The 19,659-nt window shown below is 73.7% G+C and carries 17 protein-coding genes; 11 read left to right on the top strand and 6 right to left on the bottom strand.

What is annotated here, in order from left to right; genetic code table 11:
• Positions 1-178: 178 nt before the first annotated feature.
• The gene (locus ACZ68P_RS21540) at positions 179-574 is read left to right on the top strand and encodes a DUF1330 domain-containing protein (RefSeq protein WP_471008450.1); all 396 of its coding nucleotides are present in this window, start codon (positions 179-181) and stop codon (positions 572-574) included.
• A gap of 120 nt (positions 575-694) precedes the next feature.
• Here ACZ68P_RS21540 and ACZ68P_RS21535 read toward each other — a convergent pair whose 3' ends face one another.
• A complete protein-coding gene (locus tag ACZ68P_RS21535) occupies positions 695-1,297 on the bottom strand; it encodes a gamma carbonic anhydrase family protein (protein WP_471008447.1) in 603 nt (200 codons plus the stop codon).
• A gap of 126 nt (positions 1,298-1,423) precedes the next feature.
• Here ACZ68P_RS21535 and ACZ68P_RS21530 point away from each other — a divergent pair, with 126 nt between their 5' ends.
• Positions 1,424-2,017: a histidine phosphatase family protein gene (locus tag ACZ68P_RS21530; protein ID WP_471008444.1), complete on the top strand. Its 594-nt coding sequence runs from the start codon at positions 1,424-1,426 to the stop codon at positions 2,015-2,017.
• Between the two features lie 95 nt (positions 2,018-2,112).
• Here the strand turns inward: ACZ68P_RS21530 and ACZ68P_RS21525 are convergent, their stop codons facing one another.
• Positions 2,113-3,510, bottom strand: coding sequence for a serine hydrolase domain-containing protein (locus tag ACZ68P_RS21525; protein ID WP_471008441.1), 1,398 nt, complete (start codon positions 3,508-3,510; stop codon positions 2,113-2,115).
• A 296-nt stretch (positions 3,511-3,806) separates the two neighbouring features.
• Positions 3,807-4,532, bottom strand: a complete 726-nt coding sequence (locus tag ACZ68P_RS21520; RefSeq protein WP_471008439.1) for a transporter substrate-binding domain-containing protein — start codon at positions 4,530-4,532, stop codon at positions 3,807-3,809.
• A gap of 112 nt (positions 4,533-4,644) precedes the next feature.
• Here ACZ68P_RS21520 and ACZ68P_RS21515 point away from each other — a divergent pair, with 112 nt between their 5' ends.
• The 5 genes from ACZ68P_RS21515 (at position 4,645) to ACZ68P_RS21495 (ending at position 11,727) form a co-directional block, all read left to right on the top strand.
• Positions 4,645-5,733 (top strand): magnesium and cobalt transport protein CorA, encoded by a 1,089-nt coding sequence (locus ACZ68P_RS21515; RefSeq protein WP_471008436.1) that lies wholly within the window; start codon positions 4,645-4,647, stop codon positions 5,731-5,733.
• A gap of 158 nt (positions 5,734-5,891) precedes the next feature.
• Complete coding sequence (locus tag ACZ68P_RS21510; protein WP_471008434.1) at positions 5,892-8,402, top strand: SpoIIE family protein phosphatase; 2,511 nt, start codon at positions 5,892-5,894, stop codon at positions 8,400-8,402.
• Between the two features lie 334 nt (positions 8,403-8,736).
• Positions 8,737-9,372: a GNAT family N-acetyltransferase gene (locus ACZ68P_RS21505; protein WP_471008432.1), complete on the top strand. Its 636-nt coding sequence runs from the start codon at positions 8,737-8,739 to the stop codon at positions 9,370-9,372.
• A gap of 172 nt (positions 9,373-9,544) precedes the next feature.
• Positions 9,545-10,606 carry an enoyl-CoA hydratase/isomerase family protein gene (locus tag ACZ68P_RS21500; protein WP_471008430.1) on the top strand — a complete coding sequence of 354 codons (1,062 nt, stop codon included), beginning with the start codon at positions 9,545-9,547 and terminating at the stop codon, positions 10,604-10,606.
• A gap of 266 nt (positions 10,607-10,872) precedes the next feature.
• Positions 10,873-11,727, top strand: coding sequence for an SDR family NAD(P)-dependent oxidoreductase (locus ACZ68P_RS21495; protein WP_471008428.1), 855 nt, complete (start codon positions 10,873-10,875; stop codon positions 11,725-11,727).
• On the opposite strand, the gene ACZ68P_RS21490 is transcribed toward ACZ68P_RS21495, so the two are convergent.
• A complete protein-coding gene (locus tag ACZ68P_RS21490; RefSeq protein WP_471008425.1) occupies positions 11,714-13,237 on the bottom strand; it encodes a SulP family inorganic anion transporter in 1,524 nt (507 codons plus the stop codon). The genes ACZ68P_RS21495 and ACZ68P_RS21490 overlap by 14 nt on opposite strands.
• Positions 13,238-13,800: 563 nt before the next feature.
• Positions 13,801-14,532 (bottom strand): maltokinase N-terminal cap-like domain-containing protein, encoded by a 732-nt coding sequence (locus tag ACZ68P_RS21485; protein WP_471008423.1) that lies wholly within the window; start codon positions 14,530-14,532, stop codon positions 13,801-13,803.
• 275 nt (positions 14,533-14,807) lie between these two features.
• Between ACZ68P_RS21485 and ACZ68P_RS21480 the strand changes: the two genes are divergently transcribed.
• Positions 14,808-15,701 carry an SDR family oxidoreductase gene (locus tag ACZ68P_RS21480; protein WP_471008421.1) on the top strand — a complete coding sequence of 298 codons (894 nt, stop codon included), beginning with the start codon at positions 14,808-14,810 and terminating at the stop codon, positions 15,699-15,701.
• Between the two features lie 256 nt (positions 15,702-15,957).
• Here ACZ68P_RS21480 and ACZ68P_RS21475 read toward each other — a convergent pair whose 3' ends face one another.
• Complete coding sequence (locus tag ACZ68P_RS21475) at positions 15,958-16,833, bottom strand: UbiA family prenyltransferase (RefSeq protein WP_471008792.1); 876 nt, start codon at positions 16,831-16,833, stop codon at positions 15,958-15,960.
• 147 nt (positions 16,834-16,980) lie between these two features.
• On the opposite strand from ACZ68P_RS21475, the gene ACZ68P_RS21470 reads away from it, so the two are divergent.
• From ACZ68P_RS21470 to ACZ68P_RS21460, 3 genes are read left to right on the top strand one after another with little or no spacing between them, the layout of a single operon-like run.
• Positions 16,981-18,045, top strand: coding sequence for a type III polyketide synthase (locus ACZ68P_RS21470; RefSeq protein WP_471008419.1), 1,065 nt, complete (start codon positions 16,981-16,983; stop codon positions 18,043-18,045).
• A 12-nt stretch (positions 18,046-18,057) separates the two neighbouring features.
• Positions 18,058-18,624 (top strand): isoprenylcysteine carboxyl methyltransferase family protein, encoded by a 567-nt coding sequence (locus tag ACZ68P_RS21465; protein WP_471008418.1) that lies wholly within the window; start codon positions 18,058-18,060, stop codon positions 18,622-18,624.
• On the top strand, positions 18,621-19,634 hold the full coding sequence (locus tag ACZ68P_RS21460) for an NAD(P)/FAD-dependent oxidoreductase (RefSeq protein WP_471008416.1): 1,014 nt from the start codon (positions 18,621-18,623) through the stop codon (positions 19,632-19,634). Before ACZ68P_RS21465 ends, ACZ68P_RS21460 begins: the two co-directional genes overlap by 4 nt.
• Positions 19,635-19,659: the final 25 nt, after the last annotated feature.

Below are 19,659 nucleotides of genomic sequence, written 5' to 3'. Positions count from 1 at the left end.
CCCACCCCGCTGCGTCTTCTTCACGACGACCCCGTGCCGCCCCGATGCCCCCACCCTGACCGGACACCCCGACCGAGATCGATTACCTCGGGGGTCATGGCCACCGGATGCGCCCGGTGGCTACGTTCACCGCGTCGTCCCGCACGGGGACACGGACCGACCGGCAGAGGAACCCGATATGCCCGCTTACGGCTTCGCGCATCTGCGCGAGCGGCGCCACCACCCCGACATCCTGGAGTACCTGGAACGCATCCAGGCCACCCTTGACCCGTTCTGCGGCCGCTTCATCGTCCACGGTCCGCCCGCCGAGGTGGTGGAAGGGACCTGGTCCGGCAGCATGGTCCTGATCGAGTTCGCCGACCTGGCCGTCGCACGCGCCTGGTACCGGTCATCCGCATACCAGGAGATCCAGCACCTGCGGGCCGACCACATCGACGGGGACCTGCTGCTGGTCGAAGGCGTCGGACCGGCATATGACCCGCGCCGAAGGGCGGCGGCCCTTCGGGCAGGAGAAGCACCGTCCGCCGACGGCACCGACACGAGTGTCGACAACGCTCGTGATCGATACACCTAGCCGCCGGCGCGAAGCGGCCCCCCTCGTCCGGGAGGCGGGGCCGTCCCCGGCCGGTGCCGTCACTCGTACGCGCGAAGGCCCCGCGGGGCTCGGCGGGATCGGCGGACAGGAGTGCGGCCGTCACAGCACACGGTCGTCGCGGTGGCGGCCCAGCGCGCGGCCGTAGCGTTCGGAGACGGCCGGCATGAGACCGGAGCCGTCGGCGGGACGCTCCAGGCCGAAGACGTAGCCGGGGAAGTCGAGCTCCCGTTGGACCGCCCAGATCTCGTCGTGCCGCTCCGGCGGCAGGACGCGTGCCGGGTCGCCGACCGCCACCCAGCCGATCGGCACGGTCGCCCCGGCGGCGAGCACGGTCCGCAGGTGGACCACGCCGTTGATCCGCACCTCGGCGCCCGCGCCGATCCTGGCCCCGTTGAACACCCGAGTCCCGGACGCCAGGAACACGTCGTCCTCGACCGCGCACCCGGTCAGACAGGCTCCCGGCCCCACCAGGACGTGACGGCCCAGGCGCACGGGGTCCCGGGGCGTTCCCCGCAGGACGGCGTTCTCCATCACGATGCAGCCCTCGTCGAGTTCCACGGGTCCGCCCTCGGCGGTGAGCACCGCACCGAACAGCACCCGGCAGCCGGGCCCCACGCGGACGTCCCCGCAGAGCGTGGCGGTCGGTGCGACGTAGGCGGACGGGTGCACGGTCGGCTCGGCGCCGTCATGGCTCAGCAACATGCACGGATGATGCACGATCCCCAGGCCGCTGTCCCGGCCGGGGCGTGTCGGCGTCACGCCCCGGCACCCGCGACCGCAGGATGTGCTCACCGGCCGTGTCGAGGGATCCGAGGAGGCCATGCCGTCATGGGCGATCTTCTGCTGGTGCGCCACGGTGAGACCGCGTGGAGCGGATCCGGCCGCCACACCGGGCGCACGGACATCCCCCTCACCCCCCGGGGCGAACACCAGGCCGCCACGCTCGCCCCGTTCTTCGCCGGCCGCTCCTTCGCCCGCGTCCTGACCAGCACCCTGCGCCGGGCGGTGCACACCGCCGAACTCGCCGGACTCACCCCGGCCGTCGCCGATCCCGACCTGTCCGAGTGGGACTACGGCGCGTACGAAGGGCTGACCACGCCCGACATCCTGCGGACCCGCCCCGGCTGGTCGCTCTGGACCGACGGCGTGCCCGACGGCCCGCCCGACCATCCGGGTGAGAACGCCGAGCAGGTGGGGGCACGCGCGGACCGGGTACTGGAGCGGGCGGCCGAGGCGGTCGACGCCTCGGGACAGGACGTCGTCCTGGTCGCCCACGCCCACTTCCTGCGCGTGCTCACCGCCCGGTACCTGGGCCTGCCGCCCGCCGAAGGACGGCTCTTCCTCCTGGAGACCGGCACGGTGAGCCGGCTGTCCCGGGAACACTCGGTGCCGGTCGTCGCGGGCTGGAACACCCGGCCGTAGGACGGGTCGAACCCTCGGGAGCCGGGCGCTCCCGACCCGGCGGGCCGACGGTCCGTTCACCCGCCGTCGGCCCGCCCGGCCCGGGTCCGCGACGGTCAGCGCGCGCCCGTGAGCCCCTCGCGCAGCTCGTCCGGCGTGAGCAGGCCGTCGACCAGCGGAAGCGCACCCGGCGCGTGCGGCGCCGGACGCCGCGCCGACGCGGCGGGCCCGGTGGGGGCCGCGAGGGCACCGTCCACGTACCGGTACAGCGCGTCCCCGATGGGATCGGGCAGCGGACGGCCCTCGGCGTCGAAGCGGCCGTACTTCATCAGGTTGTAGCCGATGGCCATCTGCCGGCGGCCGTCCTCCGTGGACAGGGCCCACGTCCCCGCGCCGAAGACACCACCGTCATGGCCCCAGTACCACCCGCCGTTGGGCAGCTGCAGGGTGTAGATGCCCAGGCCGTACCGCATCAGCACCTCCTGACCCGGCTCCGGTTCGTAAGTGGGGACCGTCGTCTTCATCGCGCGCAGCTCGGCCGGACCGAGCAGCTCGCCGCCGAGCAGCTTGCGGTAGAAGTCGTTCAGGTCGCTCATCGTGGAGACCATGGCCCCGGCGGTACCGGCCCACGACATGTCGTACACGCTGTAGTCGCGCGCCGGGTCGATGAGGCCGAACATCGACTCGTACATCCTGGCGTGCGGCCCCCGGATGTACGGGGAGCGGGGGAAGTACGTGTGACGCAGCCCGGCCGCGCGGATGACGTGGCGCGTGACGTACGCCTCGGGCTCCTGGCCCGTGACCCGCTTCAGGAGGAGTCCGGCGAGGACGTAGTTGGTGTTGGCGTACGCGTAGGTCCCCCGCTCCACGACGGGCGGCGCCGCGAGGCCGAGGCGGACCAGTTCCTCCGGGGGGACGTGCCGGAAGCGGTTGTCGTCGAGGGTCTTGCCGGGGTCCTCCAGCAGTCCGGGGAAGGCCGGCAGGGCGTAGTCGGCGATCCCGCTGGTGTGGTTGAGCAGCATCCGCACGGTGACCTGGGCGCCCCGTTCGCCCGGGACGAGGTCGGGCAGATAACGGCCGATCGGAGCGTCCAGGTCGACGCGCCCGGCGGCGACCTGCTGCAGGACGGCGACGGCGGTGAAGGTCTTGGTGATGCTGCCGATCCGGTGCTCGTAGCCGGGCCGCATGGGCCGTTCGGTGTCCACGTCGGCGAAGCCGGTCGCGCCGTTCCACCGGGCCGGGCCGTCGCGGACCTCCGTGTAGGCGCCGTACATCCCGGCCTTGTGGAAGGCGTCCAGCGACGCGCGCAGCGCCTCGCGGTCCAGTGCGGGGCGCGGAACGGTGGCCGCGGCGCCCTGGGCCGTGACGTCCGACGCCGGGGCGGCGCCGGCGCCCGACGCGTGCGCGGGCAGCACGCCCAGGGAGAGGGCCAGTGCGGCGAGGGGGGCCACGGCGGCCACGCGGGCGCGGGAACGGCGCTGTAAGGGGCGGGTGTCGGTGTGGGCCAAGGTCATGAACGCTCCCCGTTCGGTCGGTGCGGCGCACGAGGTGTGCGCCGATCACCATCCTCGGGTCCGGTCGCGAGCCCGGCCTCCTCCGTCGGCACGATCTCGTGAAGGAGAAGGGCATGACATTTGTCAGGCCCGAGCGGCGGCCGGACGGTGGTCATCGCCCTTGTCCACGCCCCTCGTTGGCCGCCCCGCCCCGGCCGCTCCAGGCGCCTCGTTGGCCGCCCCGCCCCGCACCGTGCCTTTCCCGGCCCGCTACGGCCGCTCGCCGCCGGCGCCCCCCTGAAGCCCGTCGGCGGCCGTCAGTCGAGCGGAGGCGCGACGAGTGTCTCGGACTGGTGCGCGCGCCGGAGGGAGTCGGCCACGAACCCGTCGCGCTTCAGCTCCTCCACGAGCTCTCGCAGGAACCGCACGGTCTCGGGCCGCCGGGTCACGGGTGTGCCCACCGCCTGCCGGATGCGCATGAAACGGCCGTCGATCAGCCGGACGTCGGGGTTCGCCGCGACGAACTCCGTCATCGGCTGCCGGATGCCGGCCGCCACCTCCAGGCTCTCCGCGCGGAACGCGTCCACCCCGTCCTTCCCGCGGACGACGCTCGCGTGCCGCAGCGTGCGGCCGAGGAACAGGTCGTAGGCCGAACCGTGCTTCACACCGATGCGCACACCGGGCCGGTCGACGTCCTCGACCGTCACCAGAGGGGAGTCGCGGGGGACGGCGAACACGCCCTCGATCACGACGTACGGCGCGGTGAACGCGACCGCGGCCTCCCGCGCCGGTTCGACGGCGAGGAAGCAGAGGTCGGCGCGGCCCGACGCCATCGCCTCGTACGACCTGCGCGCCGCGTCGAAGCAGAGCAGTTCCACCGGCACGTCCAGCCGGGCCGCGATCTCCCGGGCGAGGTCGACGGTGACACCGCTCGGCGCCTCGGGGGTGCCCTGCGCGAGGACCGGATTGCCCAGGTTGATCGAGGTGCGCAAAACCCCGGTGGGCGCCAGATCCTCGATGACGGCGGCGGGCGCGGTGTCCATGGGCGGGAGTCTAGGGGGCGCCCTGCCGATCTTGCCGGATCGGGGTAGGCGGGCACGTGGCAGGCCGCCGTTCGATGGCACACTGGCCGCCGATCGTTCCGAGGAGTCCACCGTGTCGCTCATCCACAACCTCCGGCGCACCGTCCGTCGTGCCTACCGGCGGACCGTCGACCTGAGCCACCCCGCGCGCTCACCGCTGGGCAGCGCGGTGGTCAACTGTGTGGTGTACGAGGACGGCGCACGGCAGAAGGGGGCCTGTCCCGCCGACGAGGCGGTGCGGCGCGTCCGCGAATCGGGCGACGGATTCGTCTGGATCGGCCTCCACGAGCCGTCCGTGGACGAGTTCGCCGGACTCGCCGAGCTGTTCGGCCTGCATCCGCTGGCCGTCGAGGACGCGGTCCACGCCCATCAGCGGCCCAAGCTCGAACGCTACGACGACACGCTCTTCGCCGTGTTCAAGACGGTGCGGTACGTCGAGCACGACGAGCTCACCGCCACCAGCGAGGTCGTGGACACCGGAGAGCTGATGGTCTTCACCGGCGCCGACTTCGTCATCACCGTCCGGCACGGGCGGCACGGTTCGCTCGGTCCCCTCAGGGAGGCCCTGGAAGCCGACCCCGACCAGCTCGCCAAGGGGCCCGCGGCGGTCCTCTACGCCATAGCCGACCATGTGGTGGACGACTACCTGGCCGTGGCCGACGCCGTACAGAACGACATCGACGCCGTCGAGACCGCCGTCTTCAGCGAACAGGCATCCCGCGGCGACGCCGGCCGCGTCTACCAGCTGAAGCGCGAACTCCTCGAACTCAAGCGGGCCGTGACCCCCCTGGACCGCCCGCTCCAGACCCTGGCCGCATGCCCCCTGCCGCTCGTGGGCCCGGACATCCAGCCGTACTTCCGCGACGTCGCCGACCACCTGTCCCGGATCACCGAGCAGATCACGTCGTTCGACGCGCTCCTGGACTCCATCCTCCAGGCCCACCTCGCCCAGGTGACCGTCGCGCAGAACGAGGACATGCGCAAGATCACGGCATGGGCGGCCATCATCGCCGTTCCCACGATGGTGTGCGGTGTGTACGGCATGAACTTCGAGCACATGCCCGAACTGAGGTGGACCTACGGCTACCCGCTCGTCGTGGGCGCGATGGCGGTGGCGTGCTTCCTCCTCCACCGCAGCTTCCGGCGCAACGGCTGGCTCTGAGCCCGGGCAGGCGACGACGCGGGCGCGGCCGGACGCGGAGAAATGGCGGTCCGCCTGGTGGGGTGGGAGGGTCGGAAGGACTGTACGCCCACGTGGCCACAGGCGGCTCCCGATCCGGTCGCGGGCGCCGGCCTGTGGTGCGACGAGACGAGGTGTCCATGCCGCCACCCCCGGCGCCGCTGTTCGTCATGGACGACCATGGCCTGGTGCTGCACTGGAGCGCCGACGCCCGACGCGTGTTCGGGTACACGGCGGCGCAGGCCGTGGGCATGCCCGCCCTGGAAGTGCTGGCCGGCACGTCGGCGCCGGGGAACTGGCACGTCCGCTCCTTCACGGGGGATTCAGGGGCGCGCGAATGGGGCGTGTGGGACGCCGGCGGGAGTGGGCCCGCCGCCCCGCGAGACGCGACCGGCCGGGCTGCACCGGTCGACGGCCTCGACGAGGCCGTGCTGGACGCGGTCTTCACCCAGTCGGCGATCGGCCTGCACGTCCTCGACCCGGATCTGCGCGTGCTGCGCCTGAACGCCGTAGCCGTCGGCATGCGCGGCGTGCCGGAGGACCAGATCCTGGGCCGTCCCATCGGCGAGGCGTACGGGCCGTACGCCCCCGAGATCCCCGAGGACATCCTGCGCGACGTGCTGGCGACCGGCCGGGCGCGGCGGGAGGTGCTCGTCCGGGGCCGTCCCCCCGTCGACCCGCACCGCCAGTACGTCTTCTCGACCTCGGCCTACCGGATCCAGGACCGGTCGGGCCGGCCGCTCGGAGTGGTCGCGACCGCCGTGGACGTCACCGCCCGCGAGCGGGCCCAGGGCCGGCTGAGACTCCTGCACGCCGCCCACGAGCGGATCGGACGCAGCCTGGACGTCCTGCGTACGGCGGAGGAGCTGGTCGAGGTGACGGTGCCGGCGTTCGCGGACTCGGCGATCGTCGCCCTCACGGACTCCGTACTGCGCGGGCAGGCACCGGAACTTCTTCCGAGAGAAGGCGTGCCGCTGCTGCGCTGCGCGGCCACGGCGGGGGACTGCGCCGCGGGACGCACACCGACGGTCGGAGCGGTCCTGCTGCCGGGCCTCTTCGGCGACCCCCTTCCCCGGGAGCCGGTGCTCCTGCTCGACGGTCACCCCGACCTGGGCGGTCGCCCCGACCCGGACGGCCGCCCCGACCTGGGCGGCCGCGCCGACGGCGGCCGTCCCGACGGCAGCTCCGGGAGCCCGGAGCCCGAAGCCGGGGGGAGGAGGGCCGGGAGGACGGGGGCCGACCCGGGAAAGACCGTGGCGGGGGAGACCGGCCCGGAGGAGAGCAAGCGCCCTGCCTCCGAGCGCCCTGCCTCCGGGAGCCCCGCTTCTCCTGCCCCCGGTCCGCAGGCCCCTGGTTCACGGTCCCCCGGCCCGCAGCCCCCACCCGCCGATCACCCCGACCACCGGACGCTGGTGGCCCCGCTCGTCGTCCGCGGCCAGCTCTTCGGCGTCGCCGCCTTCCACCGGCCCGCCGACGACGAGGCGTTCGACCAGGGCGACCTGGCGCTCGCCGAACAGGTCGCCGCCCACACGGCGACCTGTCTGGACAACGCGCTCCGCTTCACCCGCGAGCACATCGTCATGACCGCCCTCCAGGGATGGCCGCTGAGGCAGGAGACGGCGACCGAGCGCGCCTTCGAGGTCGCCCAGCGGCATCGCCCCGGTGGCACCGGCGCCGGCTCGTGGTTCGACGTGATCCCGCTGCCGGGCGCCCGCGCGGCCCTCGTGGTGGGCAGGGTCGAACAGCCGGGCATCAGCGCCGTGGCGACGATGAGCCAGCTCAGGACGGCCGTGCACACGCTCAGCACACTCGACCTCGACCCCCATGAACTCCTCGCGCGCCTGCACGCCACGACGCTCCGGCTCGCCCGCGAACAGGTCAAGGTGCCCGGCGTCGAAGAGCCCACAGCCAGCTGCACCTTCGTGGTCCACGATCCGGTCAGCGGGCGGCTCGACGTCGCACGGGCGGGCTCGTCGCTCTTCGCCGTCGTCCGTCCGGACGGTTCGATCGATCCCGCGCCGCTGGCGAGCGGCCCGCTCCTCGGTGGCGACGGGCCGCCCTTCGCCAGCGCCGAGTTCAGCCTCCCGGAGGGCAGTACGCTCTGTCTGGCCTCCGACGACGCCGCGCCGGAGGGCGGCCGTCCGGCGGAGCTGCTCGTCCAGGCCCTCCGCCATCCGGACCGAAGCCCCGAGCGCATGGCCGACGACGTCGAGAGGCTCATCGCCGCCGACGCGGTCCTCCTCGTCGCCCGGACGCGGCACCTCCCGGAGTCGGAGCTGGCGCGCTGGGACGTGCCGGCCGACGCCTCCGCCATCGGCCACACCCGCCGCGACGTCCGACGACGCCTGAAGGAATGGGGGACACGGGTCGATCCGTTCGCCGTGGAACTCGTGGTCAGCGAACTGCTCACCAACGCCTTCCGCTACGGCTCCGAGCCCATCATCCTGCGCCTGATCAAGGGCGAGCACACGCTCACCTGCGAAGTGACCGACGGCGCGCTCACCGCGCCCCACCTGCGGCACGCCAAGGCGAACGACGAGGGCGGACGCGGCCTGCACATCTCCGCGAGCCTCACCGAGTGCTGGGGCGTCCGGTTCTCGGCGAGGGACAAGACGGTCTGGGCGGAGATCGCCGAGGACACGACCCTCTGATCGTCGGGCGCTCCGGCGTGGCGACGCGGGCCCGGCGAGGTGGCCGGAGTCGGGTCCCGCGCGGCGGGTTCTCGGAGGCCGGTCCCGCGCGGCGGACCTGCGGGGGCGATGTCTTCCGGCACGAGGTCCGGAAACCCCTTTGCGCCGGTCGCCGACGGCTTGTTAGCGTCCCGTGCGCGCGTACTCGCGTGCGATCGCGTGTGATCACGAGGGTGACAAGGTGACGAGGGGGTTGATGACCATGGCTGCCACGGCCGCCGTCAGCATGCCCATCTCCGGTCCGGCGCCGCGCTAGGGCGCAGGTCCGGGTCGTTCGACCGACCAGGAGCGTCACATGTCATCCTCCACCTCCACCTCCACCTCCGCCTCGTCCTCCGTCCCGCCGGACGGCGGGCGCACCGATCCGGCGACCGGCCTGCCCGCCGACCTCTCCACGGACCGGCTCGTCCTGCGGACGTGGTCGACCGACGAGATCGCGGGAGTCCTCGACGGAAGCCGCCGCCCGCACTGGGCCGGGGACTTCCCCGCCGAGGGCGATCACGTCATCGCCGGGCTCCTCGCCGACCATCCCGCCTGGCTGCACCCGTACGGCCACCGGCAGGTCGTCGAGCGGGCGAATGGTCTGGTGATCGGCTCCATCGGCCTCTTCTGGCCGCCGAGCGACGGCACGCTGGAGCTCGGGTACGGCGTGGTCCCGTCGCGGCGGGGCCAGGGATACGCGACCGAGGCGGCCCGGGCCCTGGCGGAGTTCGCCCTCACCGCGCCGGGCGTCCACACGGTGTACGCCTCCGTGGAACCGGTGAACCTGCCGTCCCTCCGGGTCCTGGAGAAGGCCGGCTTCCACCGCGTGAGCGCGGACGCATCGCCGGACGAGCCTTCGGATGAGACCCCGGACCAGGAGCTGGACCAGGCCCCGGCTGAGGCCCCGGTCAGGTTCCGCTTCACGGGGCCGGACTCGCCCCGGCCGTAGGCGCCCACGCGCGGGGGACCGGCGCCGGTGCCAGGCTCCGGCTCCCCGCCCGGTGGCTGGGGCCCCTGTGACAGCGAGGCCCCAGCGGTTACGGTGGTCGGAAGATCGTTCCGCAGGAAAGAAACGGGATCATGCGACTCTTCGACGCCCACCGTCCGGTGGAGCCCCCGCGATGACGGCGACCGACGAGACGCACGTGCTCGTGCGTACGGAGGGCCGGGCCGGTTTCCTCACCCTCAACCGGCCGCGGGCCCTCAACGCCCTCACCCACCCCATGGTGCTCCGCATCGACGAGGCGCTGACCGCGTGGGAACACGACCCGGCCGTCGAGACCGTCGTCATCGACGGTGCGGGTGAGCGGGGGCTGTGCGCGGGCGGGGACATCCGGGCCATCCACGACGACGCCCGCCGCGGCGGCTCCGCGTCCGTCGGGTTCTGGCGCGACGAGTACCGGCTGAACGCCCGTATCGCCCGCTACCCCAAGCCGTACGTGGCGTTCATGGACGGCATCGTGATGGGCGGCGGAGTCGGCGTCTCGGCCCACGGATCGGTCCGTGTCGTCACCGAACGCTCCCGCGTGGCGATGCCCGAGACGGGCATCGGCTTCGTGCCCGACGTGGGCGGCACCTTCCTGCTGAGCCGCGCGCCGGGCGAACTGGGCACCCACCTCGCGCTGACCGGCGCCCAGGTGGGTGCGGCGGACGCGCTGCTGACCGGGCTCGCCGACCATGTCGTACGGTCGGGGGACCTGCCCGTGCTCGCCGCGGAACTCACCCGCGCCCCCGCTCACGAGGTTCTCCCGCGCTTCGCGCGGGCACCGGAGACGCCCGGCGAGGCGGCCGCCCAGCGGGAGTGGATCGACACCTGCTACGCGGCCGACACGGTGGAGGGCGTGATCGACCGGCTCCTCGACTGCGGTGTGCCCGAGGCGAAGGAGACCGCCGCCACCCTGCTGGCCAAGTCGCCGACCGCCCTGAAGGTGACCTTCGCCGCGCTCCGCCGCGCACGCCGCCTGGACTCCCTGGAGGCGGTGCTGGACATGGAGTTCCGGCTGTCCTGCGCCGCGCTCTCCTCCCCCGACCTCGTGGAGGGCATCCGCGCCCAGGTGATCGACAAGGACCGGAACCCCCGATGGTCCCCGCCCGAACTCCCGGCGGTGACGGACGAGGACGTCGCCCGGTACTTCACCCGGCCGAGCACGGGCGACCTGGGACTGTCCCGGCCCCGCCCCTAGGGAGCGCCCGGAAAGCATCGGCGTCGGCCCGCAGGGAGGGGGTCGCTGCGGCCCGATCCGGCCTGATCGACGAGACACCCCGTAGGCGTTCCGCGCTTCCGGCCGTGGACCCGGATGATCTCGCGCGGCAGGCGAGCACCTACGGCGGTCCCCCTTCCCGGACGGTGGATCTCCTGCCGGAGCACGGCCAGCCCCGCCTGGTGGTGGCAACACCAGGATCGGTGGCCGCTCCCCAGCGCCCCGCCCGGGCCGACAGGATCGGGGGCATGAACCGACGCACCGTCCTCGTCACCGGTACCACCCAGGGCATGGGGCGAGGGATCGCCCTCGACCTCGCCGCCCGGGGCCACACCGTCCTCCTCCACGGCCGCGACGGCGCCCGCCTCGACGCGGTCGCCGACGAGATCCGGGCGACGCACCCGGACACCCCCGTCCGCACCTACCGCGCCGACCTCGCGGACCTGGCCCAGGTCCGCGAGATGGCGGACCGGATCCGCGCCACCGAGACCCGTCTCGACGCGCTCGTGCACAACGCCGTCGCCGGCGGCGGCGCCGCACCGCACCACCGGGAGCTGAGCGCGCAGGGCCACGAGCTGCGGTTCGCGGTCAACCACCTCGCCCCCTACGCGCTGACGCGTGCCCTGCTGCCGCTCCTCGTGGCGTCCGCCCCGGCCCGGGTGGTCAACGTCGCCTCCCTCGGACAGGAGCGCGTCGACTTCGACGACGTGATGCTGGACGAGGGATACGAGGGGCTGCGCGCCTACTGTCGCAGCAAGCTGGCGATGATCATGGCCACCTTCGAGCTCGCGGAGGAGTTGCGGGGCACGGGCGTCACTGTGAACGCGCTCCACCCGGCGCACCTCATGGACACGCGCGGGGTGCGCGAGTACGGCCTGACCCCCCTGATCGGCATCGAGGAAGGTGTGCGCCCGACCGTGCGGCTGGTCGTCGATCCCGACCTCGCCGACACCACCGGGCGCTACTTCGACCGGTTCGCGGACGCCCGCGCACACGAGCAGGCGTACGAGCCGGAGTCCCGCGCGCGGCTGATGGACCTCACGCACGCCCTCGTGGACGGCTACCTCGGCTCCGCGCCGCCGCGCCCGGTCAGGAGCTCGTGAGCTCGCCGCTGAGCCTGCCGTGGAGCAGGGCGCTGCGGTCGTCGAGACCGGTGATCTCCACGGTCTTCCCCCGGCGGCCGTAGGCGGTCTCCACGGCGTCGAGCGCCGCGACGGAGGAGGCGTCCCAGACCTGCGCGGCGCTCAGGTCGATGACCACCCTGTCGGGGTCGTTCGCGTAGTCGAACCGTCCGACGAGGTCGTTGGCGGAGGCGAAGAACAGCTGCCCCGTGACCCGGTACACCACGGTGGTGCGGTCGGGGTCGAGGACGGAGGTGACCCCGGCGACGTGGGCGACACGCTTCGCGAAGACCACCATGGCGGTCACGGATCCGACGACGACGCCGATGGCGAGGTTGTGGGTGGCGACCACGACCACGACCGTCACGAGCATGACGATGATCTCGCCCGTGGGCATCCGCCTCAGCGTCCTCGGCGCGATCGAGTGCCAGTCGAAGGTGGCGAAGCACACCATGACCATGACGGCGACCAGGGCCGCCATGGGGATCTCGGAGACCACGGGACCGAAGACGATGCACAGCACCATCAGGAACGCGCCGGCGAGGAACGTGGACAACCGGGTGCGGGCTCCGGAGACCTTCACGTTGATCATGGTCTGACCGATCATGGCGCAGCCGCCCATCCCGCCGAAGAAGCCGGTGACGATGTTGGCGACGCCCTGGCCGATGGACTCCCGGGTCTTGCAGGAGCGGGTCTCGGTGATCTCGTCGACCAGCTTGGCCGTCATCAGCGACTCCATCAGACCGACGAGGGCCATCGCGAGCGCGTACGGAGCGATCGTGGTCAGCGTGTCGAGCGTGAAGGGGACGTCCGGCAGGCCGGGCACCGGCAGGGAGGACGGCAGGGCGCCCTTGTCGCCGACGGTGGGCACGGCGATCCCGGCTCCGACGGTGATCGCCGTGAGGATCCCGATGGAGACCAGCGGCGCCGGGACGACGGAGGTGATCCTCGGGAAGAACACCATGAGCGCCAGGCCGCCGGCGAGCAGGGGGTAGACCGCCCAGGGCACGTCGCGCATCTCGGGGATCTGGGCGACGAAGATCAGGATCGCCAGGGAGTTGACGAACCCGACCATCACCGAGCGCGGGACGAAACGCATCAGCTTCGCCACGCCCAGTGCGCCGAGGACGATCTGGAAGACGCCCGCCAGGATGACGGCGGCGACGAGGTGGCCGAGACCGTGCTCGCGGTTCAGCGGCGCGATGACCAGCGCGACGGCGCCCGTCGCGGCGGAGATCATGGCCCGCCGACCGCCGACGACGGAGATCACGACGGCCATGGTGAACGAGGCGAAGAGACCGATCGCCGGATCGACGCCGGCGATGATCGAGAACGAGATCGCCTCGGGAATCAGGGCGAGCGCGACGACGAGGCCGGCCAGCACCTCGGTACGCCACACCTTCGGATCGTTCAGCCACTCGGGGCGCAGGGCGCGCAGCCGGCCGGCTGCGGACGCGGGGGAGGCGGGGGAGGACGGGGCGGAGGAGGACAAGAGAGCGGAGGACCTGTCGGGCTCGGGTCCGCCCCGCTCCGGGCGGGCGGGGCGGGACGCACGGAAAGACGCGGAGGCCGGGCCGGACCCCGCGAACGGCCCGCGACGACGGGCCGGACGTCAGTGGGGACGGAGCGGGGCGGGGCGCGGGGGCACTGCCGGGCTCACGTCCTGGCGAGCGGTGTTACGGCGGACAGACGGCGGCGCCGGGCGGCATGGGCTCGCGCACGCTCTCTCCCGCACAGTTCGGATCACGGCCGGGACGCCTTCGGGCCCGGCATTCGACAAAGGCTCGGGGCGGCGGACCGAGGCGGGCCGCCCCCGCCCGGAAACTCTATCGCGCCGGTCTGCGGCGGCCCGCTCCGAGCGGCGGCGGCGAGCAGCCTCTCCCGCACGGGACCGCGTCCGGCGGAGGTCCGGTCCCTCACACGCGTGCGGTCCCTTACACGCGTGCGGTGCGGGACCGCGTGCGGCGGAGGTCCGGTCCTCCCGCGCGTGCGGTGCGGGGCGACGTACGGCAGGGAGGGCCGCCTCGTTCCGGCGTCAGCGTCCGCCGGCCTCCCTCAGCGTCCTTCGTCGATCACGACGAAGTGCCCGCGGCGCTCCTCGCCGTCCGGCAGGCGCCAGCCGGCCGTGACATGGCCGAGGTTCCGCTCGTCCGTGGCGGTGCCGGAGGACGGCTCGGCGGCGCGCAGGACGCGCGTCACCCGGAGGACGAGCGGGGCGCTCGCCGCGTCGGCGGACCGCCCGCTCCCCGCCGCGGGCCGCACGAGGACCTCGGTCCCCTGCGGGCCGTCGGTCACGGGGGACGGCCCGGTCACCGTGACCGGCTCCGTCCCGCCCGTCGCCGCGCGGCCGGAGAAGGAGGGGACCACCGTGGGGTCGGGGGTGTCGGTGTCGCTCTGCGCCTGCGGTTCGGCGCGGCCCTGGAGAAGGGCCAGCAGCTGGGCGACGAGAACCGGGTCGTGCGTGCCGTCGTACACGTACCGCAGCCCCAGCACACCGTGCTCGGTGGTGCCGATGAGTCCGTGCTCGGCATCCGTCGCGCCGTCGATCGGTGCCGCGCGGTACGTGACCGGTACGTGGTAGGAGACCGGCCGGTCGCCGGACGTGTCCGTGACGACCATGAACTCGATGCCGACCTCGCCTTCGGGGTCGTCGAGCCGGAAGCCGCCCGCCTTCTCGAGCTCCGGAGTCCGCCCCGCGTCCCCGACGTACCAGGGCCGGTGGGGGAGCCAGGAGGTCAGCAGTTCCAGCTTGGTGGGCTTCAGGGTGGTGTGGTGGATGACAGCCATGATCCGAACCTACCGGGCGTGCGCCCGGCCCCTTCCGTGGGGGTGTGAGGTGCCCGGCGCGGCTGCCGCGCGCAACCGGTCACCGTAGAGGCGGAGTTGGCGCCGCCGTGGCGAGTCGTCCGGAATCGCCGGGCGTGTCCCGAGGCTCCCGGGGTACGCGGTCACCCGCGGGGCGGCGGGCTGCCGCCGGGAGCTGTGGCAGTCGGAGGATTCGAGCGGGTCGCGCCGGGCAGGCGCCCGTTATCGACTGTTATCTTCCCCAGGGAGGTGTGCCGATGGAGCACCGTGACGACCACGCAGTACCGAACCCGGCCGACCGATACCCGCGGCCGGACTTCCCCGCCCAGGACCAGGAGCACCCGGGGTGGACCGGCCCGATGGACCCGCCGCCCGACCACGGCGAGACGAGCTACCACGGCCATGCCCTGCTCTACGACCGCAAGGCCCTCATCACCGGCGCCGACTCGGGCATCGGCAGGGCCGTGGCGATCGCGTTCGCGCGTGAGGGCGCCGACATCGTCTTCACCCATCTGCCGGAGGAGGAGGGCGAGGCGGCCGAGACCAGGCGCCTGGTCGAGGACGCGGGCCGCAAGGCGGTGGCGGTCCCCTGTGACATCCGCGAGGAGGAGCAGTGCGCGCGGCTCGTCGCGCGGGCCGTCGAGGAGCTGGGCCGCATCGACATCCTCGTCAACAACGCGGCCTACCAGATGTCCCAGCCGGCCGGCATCCAGGACATCACGACCGAACAGTTCGACCGCGTCCTGCGGACGAACCTCTACGGCATGTTCTGGCTGACGAAGATGTCACTGCCCCACATGCCGAAGGGCGGGGTCGTCATCAACTCCGCCTCGGTGCAGGGCTACCAGCCCAGCCCGCACCTGCTGGACTACGCGATGACCAAGGGCGCGATCGTCACCTTCACCCAGGGGCTCGCCCAGATGCTCGCCTCCGACGGCATCCGCGTCAACGCGGTCGCCCCGGGGCCGGTCTGGACACCGCTGATCCCGGCGACCCTTCCGGACACCGTCGAGTTCGGCAAGCAGTCGCCCCTCGGCCGCCCGGCACAGCCCGCCGAGATGGCTCCCGCCTACGTCTTCCTCGCCTCCCCGCAGGCGAGTTACATCACCGGCGAGATCGTCAACGCGACCGGCGGCACTCCGCTGCCCTGACCGTGTCACCCCGAGGCGCCCCCGGTTTTCCGGCGTCCGGGTGTGAGGTGCGGAATCCGGGGAAGGCGCCCCTCGTCCCCCCACGGGCAGGTCGCGAGGTCCCGGGGGCGGCCCCACCGATCCCCTTCCGGTGGGGTCGCCCCCGGGACCCGCGCGTTTTCCCGTGTGCCCGGCGGTCCGGAGCGCGATCGGCAGGCCGGATCGTGATCGGCGGGCGTACGGGGTCGGTACGGCCCTCACGCGGGCCCCCGCGCCGTCACACGATCGACGAGCCGCGCGCCAGGAGCAGCGCCACGTCCGCCGCCGCCACGGCCACCGCGCCGGCGAACGCCGCCTTCCGCCACCACCGTCCCGGCACCGGTCCCGCGAGGCCGACGACCGCGGCCGCCGTCACCAAGGCCGCCGCGGTCCCGTCGAGGCCCGCCGCGCCCGCCGGCCCCAGCGTCAGGACCGCCGTCGCCGCCACGAGCGGGACCGGCAGCGACAGCCGGGTGCCGGTGACCCCCAACCGGTGCGGCAGCCCCCGGATCCCCGCCGTCACGTCGTCGGGGATGTCCCCGAGCGAATCCGCGAGATGGGCCGCCACGCCGAGGAGGGCCCCGGCGGCCGTCGCCCACCAGGCGGGCCAGGGGTGCCCGGGCAGGCTCAGGGTGACGACCGCGGGAAGGCTGCCGAAGCCGATCGCGTACGGCAGCCAGGACAGCGCGGTCGCCTTCAGCCGCACGTTGTACGCCCAGGCCGCGGCGACCGCGGTCAGGTGCACCGTACCGGCGAGGAGACCGCACGCCAGGGACAGGGGTACGCACAGCGCCAGGGCGCCGAACGCCGCGGCCCACACCGCGCCAGGGGACACCGCGCCGCGCGCCACCGGTTTCCCCCGGCGCCCGGCGACGGCATCGCGCCGGGCGTCGAAGGCGTCGTTGCACCAGCCCACCGAGAGCTGTCCGGTCAGCGCGGCGCACCCGACCAGGAGGCAGCGAGGGGCGCTCAGGCCCACGAGGACGCAGAGTGCGACGGTCAGCGCGGAGACGGCGGCGACCGGCCCGGGATGACAGGAGAGGGCCAGCCCCACCGCCCGGCCGCCCGGCCGCGAGGTCGCGGCGCCTGCCCGAGGCCCCTCCACGGCATCCATGGTGTCCATCGGCCGATCGTAGGCATCGCTGTGCGGGGCGAACTGCCCGAACACGAACAAAAGCGGCAGACGCGAAGGGAATATGCACCTTTCGCCCCACTCTCGCGTGCAGGATGACGCCATGAAGCCTCCCCCTCAGGAGACCGGATGACCCGGATCGCGGCCGTGCACGGTGTCGTCCCTCCCCACCGCCACACCCAGCGCGACGTGACCGACATGGTGGCGCGCACCTGCCTCACGCCGGGCGCCGACCGCCGCGTCCTGGACCGGCTCCACCGCAACGCGCGGGTGAGCACACGGCACATGGTGCTGCCCCTGGAGCGCTACGGCGCACTGGACGGTTTCGGGGCGGCCAACGACGTGTTCATCGACGCTGCCGTCGACCTCGGCGGGCGGGCCGTGCGCGGCGCCCTGCGGACGGCGGGACTGCGCCCCACCGACGTGGACCTGCTGATGTTCACCTCCGTCACCGGCGTGGCCGCCCCCTCCGTCGACGCCCGGCTCGTCGGACGGCTCGGGCTGCGGCCCGACGTGAAGCGCCTGCCCGTCTTCGGCCTGGGCTGTGTCGCCGGCGCGGCCGGGGTGGCCCGACTGCACGACTACCTCCTCGGCGCCCCCGACCACGTCGCCGTCCTCCTCTCCGTCGAACTCTGCTCCCTCACTTTCCAGAACCGGGACGCGTCCCCCGCCAATCTGGTGGCGACCGCGCTCTTCGGCGACGGCGCGGCGGCCGTCGTCGCCGCCGGCGACCGCCGCATGCCCCGGCCGCGGGCCGGAGCGCCCGAGGTCGTGGCCACCCGCAGCCGCATGTACCCCGACAGCGAAGGCGTCATGGGCTGGGACATCGGGGACTCCGGCTTCAAGGTCGTCCTCGACCCCGGTGTGCCCGACGTCGTCCGGCGGTACCTCGCCGACGACGTCAGCGGCTTCCTGGAGGAACACGGCCTCAAACCGAAGGACATCGCCCACTGGGTCTGCCACCCCGGCGGCCCCAAGGTCCTCGAAGCCGTCTCCGAGGTGCTCGACCTGCCCGAGGGCGCACTCGACATCACCTGGCGCTCACTCGCCGAGGTGGGGAACCTCTCCTCCTCGTCGGTGCTGCACGTCCTCAGGGACACGCTGGAACAGCGCCGGCCCGAGCCGGGAACGCCCGGGCTGCTCATGGCCATGGGCCCGGGATTCTGCAGTGAACTGGTGCTGCTGCGCTGGTAGGACGGAGAACACGTGATCTGGTACACCGGCCTGGTGCTGGCCGTGGCGGTGGAACGCCTCGCCGAACTCGGCGTGGCACTGCGCAACACCCGATGGAGCAGGGCCAGAGGAGGCAGGGAGAGCGGCCGCGGTCACTATCCCGCGATGGTCGCCCTGCACACCGGCCTGCTGGCCGGATGCCTCGCCGAAGTCCTTCCGACCGGGCGTCCGTTCGTGCCGTGGTTCGGCTGGACCATGGTGGCCGTCGTCGTCGCCGCGCAGGCCCTGCGCTGGTGGTGCGTCGCCACGCTCGGGCCCCGGTGGAACACCCGCGTCATCGTCGTCCCCGGCCTGCCCCTGGTCACCGGCGGGCCGTACCGGTGGCTGCGCCACCCCAACTACGTCGCCGTCGCCGCCGAAGGGGTCGCGCTCCCGCTGGTCCACGGCGCCTGGATCACCGCCGCCGTCTTCACCCTGCTCAACACCGCGCTCATGACCGTGCGGATCCGCTGCGAGGAGGCGGCCCTCTCCGGTGCCGCCGCCGCACCCCTCGCCTCCCGTGCCTCCCGTACGGCGGGCGGAGCGGACGTACGCGCGTGATCGACGTCCTGGTGGCGGGCGGCGGCCCGGCCGGTCTGGCGGCCGCGATCCAGGCCGCGCGCAGGGGCATGGAGACCGTCGTCGTCGAACCGCGCGACCGGCCCGTCGACAAGGCCTGCGGCGAAGGGATCATGCCCAGCGGTGTCGTGGCGCTGCGCGAGCTCGGCGTGCGCGTGTCCGGCGTCGAACTGCGCGGCATCCGGTACACCGACGGCGGGCGCGGCGTCGAGGCGGCCTTCCGCGGCGGTACGGGTCTCGGCGTCCGGCGGACCGCGCTCCACGCGGCCCTGCACGAGCGAGCCGAGGAACTCGGGGTCCGCGTCGTCCCGGGGAAGGTGGGGCCGATCGACCAGGACCATGCCGGCGTCACCGCGGCGGGGATGACGGCGCGTTGGCTGATCGCCGCCGACGGCCTGCACTCCCCGGTCCGGCGCGAGCTGGGCCTCGACGTCCCGGTCGGTGCCACGCGGCGCTACGGCCTGCGCCGCCACTACCGGATCCCGCCCTGGACGGACTTGGTGGAGGTGCACTGGTCCCGCACCGGCGAGGCGTACGTGACGCCCGTCGGGGACCGGCTGGTGGGCGTGGCCGTCCTCAGCCGCGACCGCCGCCCCTACGAGGAACACCTGGCGTCCTTCCCCGGCCTCGCCGCCTCGCTCCGGGGCCTGGAGGCCGGAAGCGTGCGCGGGGCAGGGCCCCTGCGTCGGCGGGCACGGGCCCGGCGGGCCGGACGCGTCCTGCTGATCGGCGACGCCGCCGGGTACGTCGACGCGCTCACCGGGGAGGGCATCGCCCTGGCGGCCGCCACCGCCTCGGCCGCCGTCGCGTGCCTCGCCGCCGGGCGGCCCGAGGACTACCCCGCGCGGTGGGCGCGGCTGACGCGTCGGCACCGGCTGCTGACCGAGGCGCTCCTGCGTACGGCCCGCCACCCCGCCACCGCCCGCCTGATCGTCCCGGGGGCCCGCCGCGCACCGGCGCTCTTCCGGGCGGCGGTGCACGCCTTGCAGTAGCCGGCCCGGGCGGCGGTGCACGCCG

The organism is Streptomyces sp. NPDC036822 (assembly GCF_055609145.1).
Note: the sequence above shows the minus strand (reverse complement) of the source record. Positions and strands in the feature narration are given on the sequence as shown.

Excerpts from the sequence above, each read along its gene's own strand:
- ACZ68P_RS21505 (WP_471008432.1), top strand. The coding sequence starts at position 8,737 with ATGTCATCCTCCACCTCCACCTCCACCTCCGCCTCGTCCTCCGTCCCG.
- ACZ68P_RS21475 (WP_471008792.1), bottom strand. The coding sequence starts at position 16,833 with ATGGATGCCGTGGAGGGGCCTCGGGCAGGCGCCGCGACCTCGCGGCCG.
- ACZ68P_RS21470 (WP_471008419.1), top strand. The coding sequence starts at position 16,981 with ATGACCCGGATCGCGGCCGTGCACGGTGTCGTCCCTCCCCACCGCCAC.
- ACZ68P_RS21540 (WP_471008450.1), top strand. The coding sequence starts at position 179 with ATGCCCGCTTACGGCTTCGCGCATCTGCGCGAGCGGCGCCACCACCCC.
- ACZ68P_RS21485 (WP_471008423.1), bottom strand. The coding sequence starts at position 14,532 with ATGGCTGTCATCCACCACACCACCCTGAAGCCCACCAAGCTGGAACTG.
- ACZ68P_RS21530 (WP_471008444.1), top strand. The coding sequence starts at position 1,424 with ATGGGCGATCTTCTGCTGGTGCGCCACGGTGAGACCGCGTGGAGCGGA.
- ACZ68P_RS21525 (WP_471008441.1), bottom strand. The coding sequence starts at position 3,510 with ATGACCTTGGCCCACACCGACACCCGCCCCTTACAGCGCCGTTCCCGC.
- ACZ68P_RS21495 (WP_471008428.1), top strand. The coding sequence starts at position 10,873 with ATGAACCGACGCACCGTCCTCGTCACCGGTACCACCCAGGGCATGGGG.
- ACZ68P_RS21520 (WP_471008439.1), bottom strand. The coding sequence starts at position 4,532 with ATGGACACCGCGCCCGCCGCCGTCATCGAGGATCTGGCGCCCACCGGG.
- ACZ68P_RS21480 (WP_471008421.1), top strand. The coding sequence starts at position 14,808 with ATGGAGCACCGTGACGACCACGCAGTACCGAACCCGGCCGACCGATAC.
- ACZ68P_RS21535 (WP_471008447.1), bottom strand. The coding sequence starts at position 1,297 with ATGTTGCTGAGCCATGACGGCGCCGAGCCGACCGTGCACCCGTCCGCC.
- ACZ68P_RS21500 (WP_471008430.1), top strand. The coding sequence starts at position 9,545 with ATGACGGCGACCGACGAGACGCACGTGCTCGTGCGTACGGAGGGCCGG.
- ACZ68P_RS21510 (WP_471008434.1), top strand. The coding sequence starts at position 5,892 with ATGCCGCCACCCCCGGCGCCGCTGTTCGTCATGGACGACCATGGCCTG.